This is a genomic window from Sporanaerobium hydrogeniformans, from assembly GCF_002735925.1.
In the GTDB taxonomy this organism is placed as follows: domain Bacteria; phylum Bacillota; class Clostridia; order Lachnospirales; family Cellulosilyticaceae; genus Sporanaerobium; species Sporanaerobium hydrogeniformans.
This window is the reverse complement of record NZ_PEDL01000004.1, coordinates 102,927-113,968: the sequence shown is the minus strand read 5'-3', so window position 1 is coordinate 113,968 and position 11,042 is coordinate 102,927. Positions and strand designations below refer to the sequence as shown.

Sequence of the window (11,042 nt, the reverse complement as noted above, 5' to 3'; positions counted from 1 at the left end):
ACTGGAGAAAAGGGGTGTCTTATGAAAAAGAGAACCAAGATTTTATTAGGAGTCATACTACTTGCCACCATTTCCACAGTCTATGCTGCACAGTATGGAGCAGGAACATCAGAAGACCCAGTGGTAACAAAAAGCTATGTAGACCAGAAGATAGCAGAGCTGAGCAAACAAAACACTACATCTACTACTTTTACTTATGAAGTAATGAGCCTAGAGCCAGGACAAATCTTACTTGGTAAGCAGGGGACAGAAATCATCATGCGTTCAGGTGAAGGACAAGTCATTGGTTCAGAAGCTGGAGGCGTACAAAATATTACAGCAGGCTCTGATATTGCAAATGGTAAACCAGTTCCTAAATACCACCTCTTACTCATTCCACGAGATGATGGTAGAGGAATTATCGCCACAAAACAGATGTATGTTATGGTGCGTGGGGGATATGTGGTGCAATAAATACAAAATTCTTTAAAGAAATAAGAGCATAGAAATAAGGCACTAACCTGTTAGAGATATAGGGTTAGTGCTTTATTTTATCCACACTGTGGAAGTCTGGAGGCGATTTGAATAAATTTTTACTTTCTTTTTAGCAGAATGAAAAGCTATGTACACCACAGATTTATGCAAAGGCTAGATTTGTATAGAGGGGGTATGCTATAATATAGGGTAAAGTTTTAGAGCAATAATAAAGCCATGTGTTTATAGGTACACCTAAAACCTAAATATATAATTGCAAGGATGAATAAGGTGCAAAAAGGTAAAAAAATCTTACTCGCATTAATGAGCTTTGATATAGGTGGGGTAGAAACCCATGTTTTAGAGTTAGCTTGTGGTCTTAAAAAAGCAGGACACATTCCCGTAGTTGTTTCCAATGGTGGAAGATTTGAAGAAGATTTAAGCAAGGAAGGCATTGGGCATATTAAGGTGCCTCTCCATAATAAAAATCCTCTCAATATGTGGAAGGCTTATAGAATGCTTAAATCCATTATAAAAGAAGAAAAAATTGATATTATTCATGCCCATGCCCGTATTCCAGGCTTTATTTTGGGCAAAATTCATAAGGAGACAGGTATTCCTTTTGTGACCTCTGCTCATTGGGTATTTAATACGGCTTGGATTTATCGTGTGACCACAGATTGGGGGCCACAAACTATTGCAGTTAGTGAGGACATTAAGAAATATTTGATGGATAACTACTCTATTCCAGAGTCACAGATTAAGGTAACCATTAATGGGATTTCCACTGAGCGGTTTAGTCCAGAGATTCCTCATGAAGATGTGGTTAAAGAGCTGGGGATTGATGAAAATAAAATAAAACTTGTTTATATTAGCCGCTTAGATGAAGATAGAAGTTTAGTTGTACATCATCTTTTAGAGGTTGCTACAGAGCTTTATGAAAAGCACCCTAACTTACAAATCATTATTGTAGGTGGTGGGAATGACTTTGAAAGGGTTAAGGCAAAGGTAGAGGCTATTAATAGCAAGCTAGGAGTTTCCTTCATTTTATTAGGAGGACCACGTACAGATATTAATAAGTTTACAGCTCTTGCAGATCTCTTTGTGGGAGTAAGCCGAGCGGCACTAGAAGCTATGGCTGCTAAATGTCCTACCCTTGTAGCGGGTAATGAAGGTTATATAGGGATTTTTGATGAAAGCAAATGGGCATCAGCAAAGGCTTCCAACTTTACTTGCCGTGGTGAAAAGATGTGTGAGCCATCCCTACTGAAAGAAGATTTAGAAAAACTCTTAGCACTTAATGAAGAAGAAAGAAAAAGGCTTGGAGAATATGGTTATGAGATTATTGAAAAGTATTACTCTGTAAAGAAAATGACAGAGGACAATTTAGCTGTTTATGAAAAGGTTTTAAAAGACTGAGAAGTACCAGGATAAAAGCAGCAATTAGCCAAATTGGTCAAGTTAGGAGTTTTACAAAATGATAGATGTATTGATATCAGGTTTTTATGGTTTTCGCAATAGCGGTGATGATGCCATTTTATTAGGTATGGTTCAGGAACTAAAAAGGGTTAATCCTCAAATCAAAATTGCTGTGCTTTCCAAGACACCTGAGAAAACAAAAGAAATTTATGGAGTAGAGGCTATTTCGCGTTTTAATATCCTTGAGGTCATTAAAGTGATGAAAAGGTCTCGTCTCTTTATAAGTGGAGGGGGTAGCCTCATCCAAGATGTGACCAGTACACGTTCGCTTCTTTATTATCTAGGGCTTATTAGGCTAGCTCATTTTTTAGGTGTGAGGGTTATGCTTTATGCCAATGGGATTGGACCTATTAAAGAAGAAAAAAACCGTAAGCTTTGCAAAAAAATATTAGATAAAGTATCGCTTATTACCCTTCGTGAGCCTATGTCTAAAGAAGAGATAGAAAGCTTAGGAATTACCCAGCCTCGTATAGAAGTGACGGCAGACCCAGCTATGCTTCTTAAAGAAGTAGAAGGAGAAAAAGTAAAGCTGCTTTTAAAAGAAATAGGTGTAGTAGAGGAAAAGCCTATTATCACCCTATCTGTGCGCCCTTGGGGTGAAAATATCGAAGAATATACCCAGGTTATCGCCCAAGCAGCTGATGAGATTTCCAGGAAATATGATGCTCAGATTCTACTTGCCCCTTTGCAGATGAGTCAAGATTTTGACGTTTGTGAGCAGGTGGCGAGTAAGATGCAGGCACCTAGCTATCTTTTAAAAAGAGAGTATCATATTACAGAATTACTCGCTATTATTAAGGCATCTGATTTAATGATTGGGATGCGTCTTCATGCACTCATTTATGCTGTGTCCATGTGTGTACCTATTGTAGGTATTGTTTATGACCCGAAGGTAGAGGGACTTTTACGTTATACCCATCAGCATTCGGCAGGAGCTGTAGAGGAACTTCATAAGGACAAGCTTCTAAGTGTCATTGAAGAGGTATGGACAAAGAGGCAGATCCTTAAAAAGGAATTACAAGATAAAAAGCCCGAGTTTGAGTGCTTAGCTCGGAAAAATACGGAAGAAGTTATAAAACTCATAGCTTCCTACAAATAATGAGGAGTGAAGAAGTTGGATTATAGTAAGACCATCAGAACCGCAGGGTTTATGGCCATCACCACCATACTTGCAAAAGTATTAGGATTGGTTCGAGATATGATTTTGGCAGCAGTCTATGCCACAGGTATGCAGGCCACAGCTTTTACAGCAGCTACAGAGGTACCGCTTAGGCTCTTTGATGTGGTCATCGGTGGTGTGATTACAGCAGCCTTTATTCCTATCTACAACTCTGTTTTAACCAAAGAAAACAAGAAAAAAGCGATGAAGTTTGCCAATGATTATGTAAATGGTGTGTTAGTCATTACCATTTTACTGACAATCTTTGGATTGGTTTTTAATAGATGGCTCATTGGCTTTATTGCACCGGGAATTGATGCTCCAACGACAGAGCTTGCTATTGGGCTTTCCCGTATTATGTTTGGAATGATTATTTTTACAGGGTTAACCTATGTATTTGTAGGCATACTTAACTCCAATGGTGAGTTTTATATTACCTCTATGCTGAGTGTAGTCTTTAATGCCCTTTTGATTGGTTATTTTTTGTTTTTCATAAAAAAAGGTGGTATTTATGGTCTTGCCATCACATGGGTATTAGCATGGGCGGCACAAGCCCTTGTACAGGTACCTCATTTAAAGAAGTTTGAATTTAAATATAGACCTACTCTAAGGCTCAATACACCAGAGATGCGTATGGCGCTTAAGCTAGCTGTGCCTATTTTGATTAGTTCATGGGCACCACCTATTGCTTCTCTTATTAACCTAAGAATGTCTTCTTACTTAAACGATGGAAGGGCATTTACAGCTCTTAGCTACTCTAATAAACTCTATATTGTTATTACAGGTGTCTTTGCTTTTGTAGCATCCAACCTCAGTTTTCCCTATCTTGCAAAGGCAGAGGCTTCAGGAAGAAAGGATGACATTAAGAAAATGAGGGGACTCTTACTAAGTACCATCACTTTTATTATGGCACCTATTATGATTGGACTTATTCTACTCGCCCTTCCCATTGTAAGGTTAGCCTTTGAAAGAGGAAACTTCACAGCAGCAGATTCAGCTCTTACAGCAGCTGCTCTTATGGGGTGTAGCTTCGGGATGCTGGCTCATTCTTACAATGAAATCCTTAATAAAATTTTTTATGCCCTTAAAAATTCCAAAACACCTATGTATACAGCTATGATTGGAATGGGCGTAAATATTATAGGGAGTGTTATCTTACCTCCCTATTTAGGAATCGTTGGTTTAGGGTATGCTATTGCACTTGGGTATATTGTAACAGCCATTTTAAATCTTATGATGATGAGTAGGGAACTAGGTGATTTTGCTCAGAAGGAAGAGCTTGTAGATCTGGGGAAAATGGTAATAGCTGTTACATTAATGGGCGGTATTGTTTTTGTAACGAGAGGATTTTTTGAGAATGCTATTTTAGGTGTAATCGTACCTACAATTATAGGTGCAACGGTTTATTTAGTAAGCTGTATCGGTTTAAAGGTGTCTACCGTTTGGCAATTTATAGACTTTATTCAATCAAAACTAAAGTGAGGTGAAATAAATGGAAAACAGCCTTTTTGGCTCAATGCTTCTTTATTTTTGGATGCTTTATAAGGACAGTTATCTTTATAAGCTACTTACTCATTTATATGCCTTTGTGGAAAGGTTATTTGTAAATAGCTTTTTTTATTCTTTACTAGTGAGGGAAGGTAAAAAAAGAGACTACAAAGAAAGTAGAACTTACAAGATTTTTTATACCCCCTTCAGGTGCTTAGAATGGATAGGAAACAAGATTTCTTTAGAGGGGGTAAGGCAGAGCTGTGTTTTAGGGGAATTACGCCGTTATATTTGGAGCGTTTTTTCTTTAAATACCAATCTAATAGGAGCTTTTTTGGTAAGCTTTACAGCTCTCTATGCCTTACTACATAGAGGGTTAAATAAATACGTAGTCATAGGAGCTATAGGAGTAGGAATAATAGGGATTCTTATGAACCGTGATGGGATGCGTATCATAGAGCATAGTAAAGTGATGCAAGCTGTATTTTATCTTTTAGACTTTAAGATAGACTTTGACTTTTACGTTTCTCAAGATAGGTTACGTCATCTGATTTATGGGATAGGCTTAGGTGTGCTGACAGCTGCTACAGGGGCACAGATAGGACCAGTTATGGCAAGTGTTTTAGTTGCAGCGTTTACAGCTTTATTTATGATTTTTTATCGTCCAGAGTATGGCCTTTATGCTGTCGTATTTGTTGCACCTCTTTTAGGTACTAAGTTTGTGCTACCTTTAGTCTTTTTAACGATTCTTTCTTTAGTAGTAAAAAGCTTTATGGAAAAAGGCTTTAAATGGGTATTAGATGAAGTAGGACTTCTTATTATGGGACTCCTAGTCGTGTTCTTTGTAGCAAGCTTATATTCCTACAGTCGTATGAGTAGCTTTGTACTTTGGTTTATTTACCTTTGTTTTATGGGCTTTTATTTGATAAGTGTGAATATAACTAATAAAAAAGAAGTGCTTATGAATGTGGTGAAATTCTTTATTTTATCAGGTACATTAGTTGCCCTTTATGGTATTATGCAATATGTATTTGGATGGAATGTAAATAATGGTTGGGTAGATCAAGAGATGTTTGAAGACCTTAAAATGCGTGCTTATTCTACCTTAGAAAATCCTAACGTTTTAGGGGCTTATCTGATTTTATCAACAAGTCTAGGAATGGGGCTTGTATGTACGAAACAAAAGTTACTACCTAAGCTTGTTTATTTAGGTTGTACAGGGATTATGATTCTTTGTTTAGCTTTAACTTATTCTAGAGGATGTTGGCTAGGGTTTGGGGTAGCCATTATTATATTTATGACCTTTTATAATGGCAGACTATGGGGTCTATTTATCCCCGCACTTTTAGTAGCTCCTTTGGTTTTACCAGATAGTATTATCAATCGTTTTGCAAGTATTGGTAATATGGAGGAGTCTTCTACTTTAGTTCGTGTGAAGATTTGGATGTCTTCCTTACGTATGGTAGGTGATTTCCTATGGACAGGCGTAGGGATGGGAACAGGTGCTTATGGATATGTCTATCCTTTCTATGCTTACTATTATGTATTTGCACTTCATTCACATAATACCTTTATTCAGCTTTTACTAGATGGTGGTATCATGGCACTTGTTTTATTTTTAGCTCTTATCCTTGTATTTATCAGGAAGATGGCAACGTGCTATACAAAGGCTATGAAGATAAAGGATAAAGATATAGCGATCATTACATTAGGAATGAGTGCTGGAGTGATAGGTTTCTTAGTGCAAGGCGTATTTGATCACCTCTTTTATAACTACCGCTTAATTCTTATCTTTTTTGTTTTTATTGCTCTAGCAATGAGTTTTTTACGTGTTATCAATAATAAGGAGGCATCCCTATGATAAAAGTACTGCATGTATGTAATGATACGAATATAGGGGGGGCAGGTAAATATTTAATAAACCTTTTGTCTGAAATAAATCAAGCTGCCTTTCAACTTATTTTAGCCTTACCAAAAGGTAGTTTGCTTAAGGGTTACATGGAAAACTTAAATATCAAGGTTATTGAATTAGATATTGAAGGAGACAAATCCTTTGCTCTTAAGGATATTATAAAGTTTAGGAAACTGATTCAAGAAGTTAAGCCAGATATCGTTCATGCACATGCTAGTTTAAGTACACGTATTGCTGCTAGGTTAGCAGGTGTAAAAGCAGTTGTTTATACACGGCATTATGTAGATACCTATGCATTAAAATCAGATAAAGGAATTAAGAAGGTACTAAAAAGTACTTTAAATAATGCTTTATGTGATGGTGTGATTGGGGTAGCCAATGAATGTTTACCTGTTCTTATGAATATGGGGCTTAAGGAAGAAAAGATAGACATCATTCTGAATGGTGTGGGGAAGCTTCCTCTTTTATCAGAACAAGAAAAGCTTGCGGTTCGTAAAAAATATAAGCTAGCGGAAGATGTTCCAGTCATTACGATTTTAGCAAGGCTTTCACCAGAAAAAGGACATGATATTTTTGTTCAAACAATGGCAGAGGTTTTTAAAGAGAGATCGGATGTAATTGCTCTTATTGCAGGGACAGGCCCCAATGAGGAAGCTATCAAAAAACAGATTGTAGAACAAGGACTTCAAGAGAAAATTCGAATGCTTGGTTTTGTAGAAAAGGTAGAAGAAATCCTTAGTATTACAACCATTCAAATGAATACAGCTTATACAGAGGCACAAAGCTTGGCGCTCTCTGAGGGGATGAGTATTGGTATACCAGCTGTTGTTACAGATGCAGGGGGGAATGCGAGTATGATTCGACATGGCATCAATGGTTTTGTAGCACCAGTAGGTGAGTATAAAATCCTAGCTCATGAAGTGCTTACTTTACTCCAAGACCAAGTGACTTATAATAAAATGAGAGAGAATGCCTTTATTGTTTATGAAGAAAATTATACGGCAACTGTTATGGCAAAAAAAACAGAGGCGTTTTATAGAAGTGTATTAGAACAAAAAGGTGTAAATAAGAAAATGGGTGGTGATAAAAGTGAGTAAGGAAATAAATAAAAAGAAAATGAAATTTAATATAATAGATGTAGTGGTAATCATTGTACTTATTGTTGCCTTTATAATAGGGAGCCGAATATTAGGCCTTGGCAAGAAGATGGGTATAGGCATGGAAGAAACAAAAGCAACTTTTACAGTAGAATTACGTGATGCACCCCTTGAGCTTTTTAATCAAATGCAAGTAGGCGATGAAGTTAATATTGCTATAGACAGTGTAGACTATGGCAGGATTACAGCTATCTCTGAACCAGAACCAACTATGGTTCAAGCTTTTGATACAACAACTGGAAAATATAACTTTGTAGCGCCACAAGATCCACGTTATACAGCCTATATTACAATTGAAGCAAATGCTAATGAGAGTGACGCCAGTGTTTTGGTAGGAAATACAGAAGTTAAAGTAGGAAAGGCTATTTTCGTCAAAGGGAAAGGCTATTCAGGAAAAGGCTATGTAGTAGAGCTTGATACAGCTAGTACACCTAACCCATAAGAGACTTTAAAGTGAAAGGAGTGGAGAAAGATGGATAAGAACGGGAAATTATTAGGTAAACTGAATATTATCGATTTATTAGCACTTTTAGTAGTCATTGTCCTCGTAGGTGGTGGCTTTTACCGCTTCTATGGTAAAATGGCAGCTGAGACTTCAACACCAGCTACCATTGAATATGTAATGGAAGTAAATAATATTAGACAGTTTACAGTAGATGCCCTCCAAAGAAAAGGAGATATTTTTACCCAAAAGACAAAATTGAATGGCGGAACAATTATAAATGTAGAGAGTGTGCCTTATGTGCAAGCGGCTACCATGCCTAATGGGACGGTTGTAAAAGCAGAGGTACCGGATCGCTATACAGCTTATGTGACAGTACGTACAGAAGGTCGTTCAGGTGAAAGAGTTTACCTAGATAGCTCCAATACAGAGATTTATGTAGGTGGAAATCTGGCGTGGGATACGAAGTGGGTGCAGCTTTCTGAGTGCAGTGTAAAGAGTCTTCAAGTGATTAAATAGTATTAAGAGGGTAGCGTACCTTTATTAGGAGAGGTAGGTTACTCTTTTTTAGACTAGACTAGAGGAAACAAAGCGAGTAAGGAGGAGGATTATATGTTGAAATATAAGTGCTTGGTTTTAGATCATGATGATACGGTGGTGAAGAGTACACCAGAAATTCATTTTCCCTCTTTTTTAAAAACATTAGAGAAGTTAAGACCAGAGCTTAAGATGACCTTAGAGGAATTTATGCTATACTGTTTTGAGCCTGGATTTAACAAGTTATGCTTTGAGGTATTAGGTTTTTCAGAAGAGGAAATGGCTTATCAGCTCCAAGTTTGGGAAGATTATGTAAATACACATGTACCTGTTTTTTATGAAGGAATGAGGGAGATTATTGCAAGATATAAGGCAGAAGGGGGGATTGTTTGTGTGGTTTCTCACTCTTCATCTTCAGCTATTCGTAGAGATTATAAAGAAAATGGAGGGATTCAGCCAGATAGGATTTTTGGCTGGGAACTAGGTGAGGAAAAGCGTAAACCTCAGCCTTATCCCTTACAGGAAATTATGCGTACTTATAAGCTTTTGCCAAGTGATCTCCTGATGGTAGATGATTTGAAGCCAGGTTATGATATGGCAAGGAGTTGTCAGGTGGATTTTGCTTGTGCAGGCTGGTCGCAAAGTGTGCCTTCTATCATTGAATACATGCATAAAAATTGTGATTACTATTTAGAAGAAGTAAAAGAACTTGAGAAGCTTTTATTTAAGAAAGAAGAGGAATAAACCGTTTTTAAATTGCAATTATGTTACTTTAGGTTACAACTAGAAGTCGATTAGGTTAAGGATAGATGAATACTCTTTTTACATAGGTTAACTTACTATATACTTTAATTAGTAAAAAAAGAAATAGTAGACTGTTCCATCATTAAGAAAAATTTTTTATTTATGATACCCCTTCATTAATAAATAGCTCTGACTGGTCTTTCATAAGACACGTCAGAGCTATTTCTATTGAGAAAAGAATTGTGGAAAAGTAGTAGCAAATAACTGTTTATATAAAAAGTATAGAAGAAATAAAAAATAAGGAGTATTTCATAAGCAATAAAGATTAAATAGAATAGATAAAGTGCATCTTTTTAAGAAGCTGGGTTAGAACTATTTTATAATAAATGAATGCGAAAAATAAAATCATAAGGAATAGTGTTCAATAGGCTTACCATAAAAGAGCAATATTATTTGAAAAGTGAAGGTCTTGTGCAATATAGGAAGAGAAGTATACTGTATTTCATGTTAAGATAGTAATATAAAAAATGCATACAAAACTATCTTTTTAAATGAGATAATATGTACAAATTGTACAATTTTATATGTGCAATATATACATATTAGAAGTCTAAATTTACTCGGAGGTTCATGAAAATGAAAAGTGTAAAAAAGGTTTTAGGCATTACAGCTGCAATGATTGGGCTCATTACATCAGTTTCTATATTTGGAAGTGTCTCTAGTGCAAACTATTCAGACAAAATACAAATTAGACTGGCACATAACCAAGCAAAAGAGTCAGAAATTGCGCAATCAATTGCTTTGTTTTCAGATTTTGTTGCCCAAGATCCAAGCAAGAATCTAGAAGTAGATATTTATGCAAGTGGTGTGTTAGGCTCAGAAAAAGAAGCTATTGAGATGGTAAAAGCAGGTGTATTAGATATGGCAAAAGTAAGTTCGAATACACTCGGACAATTTAATGATCACTATTCTATTTTTGCAATGCCATACTTGTTTACAGGGCAAGAACACTATTATGCAGCAATGGAAAAAAGTGAGGCAGTTAAGGCTTTATTTAAAGAAAATGAAGAAGAGGGCTACATTGCCATTGGCTATTATGCAAATGGAGCTAGAAATGTTTATTTAAAGGAAAATGTTCCTGCAACAGACCCTTCTGTACTGAAAGGGAGGAAATTGCGCTCTATGCCAAGTTCAGCTTCCATGAGGATGTTGGAATTAATGGGGGCTTCTCCTGTTCCAATGTCTGCAAGTGAAACGTATACCTCTTTACAGCAAGGTGTTATTGATGGAGCTGAAAATACAGAACTTGCCTTAACTGTTGATAAGCATGCAGAGATTGCAAAGTCTTATACATATACAGAGCATCAGTACTCACCTGATATTTATATCATCAGTACAAAGACTTGGAACGATTTAACAACAGAGCAACAAGACTATTTAGTAGCATGTCTTACTCAGGTTAATGACAATTTCAAGCAGATGTACAATCGTATGATGGAAGAGGCTATTGTAGAAGCAGAAGCAATGGGAATCACGGTATATCGTGATATTGATAAGAGTGCATTTATAGAAGCGGTACAACCACTACATGAAGAGTTTGTAGCAAAAGGTGAGGACTACCAAAAATTATATGAAGATATCCAACAATATAGTGGAAACTAGGGGAGGAAT

At 36.5% G+C, this 11,042-nt stretch carries 10 protein-coding genes; all 10 read left to right on the top strand.

Annotated elements, in window-relative coordinates:
- Window positions 1-21: 21 nt before the first annotated feature.
- The 10 genes from CS063_RS06240 to dctP all read left to right on the top strand — a co-directional run bounded on the left by CS063_RS06240 (window position 22) and on the right by dctP (window position 11,033).
- Entirely contained in the window at window positions 22-453 is a 432-nt protein-coding gene (locus tag CS063_RS06240; RefSeq protein WP_099448834.1) for a hypothetical protein, read from the top strand.
- A 291-nt stretch (window positions 454-744) separates the two neighbouring features.
- A complete protein-coding gene (locus CS063_RS06235) occupies window positions 745-1,872 on the top strand; it encodes a glycosyltransferase (RefSeq protein WP_180270710.1) in 1,128 nt (375 codons plus the stop codon).
- A 58-nt stretch (window positions 1,873-1,930) separates the two neighbouring features.
- Complete coding sequence (csaB, locus tag CS063_RS06230) at window positions 1,931-3,031, top strand: polysaccharide pyruvyl transferase CsaB (RefSeq protein ID WP_099448832.1); 1,101 nt, start codon at window positions 1,931-1,933, stop codon at window positions 3,029-3,031.
- A gap of 15 nt (window positions 3,032-3,046) precedes the next feature.
- A complete protein-coding gene (murJ, locus tag CS063_RS06225) occupies window positions 3,047-4,573 on the top strand; it encodes a murein biosynthesis integral membrane protein MurJ (protein WP_099448831.1) in 1,527 nt (508 codons plus the stop codon).
- A 10-nt stretch (window positions 4,574-4,583) separates the two neighbouring features.
- Window positions 4,584-6,440, top strand: a complete 1,857-nt coding sequence (locus CS063_RS06220; RefSeq protein WP_099448830.1) for an O-antigen ligase family protein — start codon at window positions 4,584-4,586, stop codon at window positions 6,438-6,440.
- Window positions 6,437-7,588, top strand: a complete 1,152-nt coding sequence (locus CS063_RS06215) for a glycosyltransferase family 4 protein (RefSeq protein WP_099448829.1) — start codon at window positions 6,437-6,439, stop codon at window positions 7,586-7,588. The genes CS063_RS06220 and CS063_RS06215 overlap by 4 nt, the downstream gene beginning before the upstream one ends.
- The gene (locus CS063_RS06210) at window positions 7,581-8,090 is read left to right on the top strand and encodes a DUF4330 domain-containing protein (protein WP_099448828.1); all 510 of its coding nucleotides are present in this window, start codon (window positions 7,581-7,583) and stop codon (window positions 8,088-8,090) included. The genes CS063_RS06215 and CS063_RS06210 overlap by 8 nt, the downstream gene beginning before the upstream one ends.
- Before the next feature lie 30 nt (window positions 8,091-8,120).
- Window positions 8,121-8,609: a DUF4330 domain-containing protein gene (locus tag CS063_RS06205; RefSeq protein ID WP_099448827.1), complete on the top strand. Its 489-nt coding sequence runs from the start codon at window positions 8,121-8,123 to the stop codon at window positions 8,607-8,609.
- 93 nt (window positions 8,610-8,702) lie between these two features.
- Window positions 8,703-9,371, top strand: coding sequence for an HAD family hydrolase (locus CS063_RS06200; RefSeq protein WP_308415441.1), 669 nt, complete (start codon window positions 8,703-8,705; stop codon window positions 9,369-9,371).
- Window positions 9,372-10,007: 636 nt separating this feature from the next.
- Window positions 10,008-11,033 carry a TRAP transporter substrate-binding protein DctP gene (dctP, locus tag CS063_RS06195; protein WP_099448826.1) on the top strand — a complete coding sequence of 342 codons (1,026 nt, stop codon included), beginning with the start codon at window positions 10,008-10,010 and terminating at the stop codon, window positions 11,031-11,033.
- The last annotated feature ends 9 nt before the right edge of the window (window positions 11,034-11,042 follow it).

Coding starts and splice junctions, on each gene's coding strand:
- CS063_RS06200 (WP_308415441.1), top strand. CDS start 8,703: ATGTTGAAATATAAGTGCTTGGTTTTAGATCATGATGATACGGTGGTG.
- CS063_RS06220 (WP_099448830.1), top strand. CDS start 4,584: ATGGAAAACAGCCTTTTTGGCTCAATGCTTCTTTATTTTTGGATGCTT.
- dctP (WP_099448826.1), top strand. CDS start 10,008: ATGAAAAGTGTAAAAAAGGTTTTAGGCATTACAGCTGCAATGATTGGG.
- CS063_RS06215 (WP_099448829.1), top strand. CDS start 6,437: ATGATAAAAGTACTGCATGTATGTAATGATACGAATATAGGGGGGGCA.
- csaB (WP_099448832.1), top strand. CDS start 1,931: ATGATAGATGTATTGATATCAGGTTTTTATGGTTTTCGCAATAGCGGT.
- CS063_RS06240 (WP_099448834.1), top strand. CDS start 22: ATGAAAAAGAGAACCAAGATTTTATTAGGAGTCATACTACTTGCCACC.
- CS063_RS06205 (WP_099448827.1), top strand. CDS start 8,121: ATGGATAAGAACGGGAAATTATTAGGTAAACTGAATATTATCGATTTA.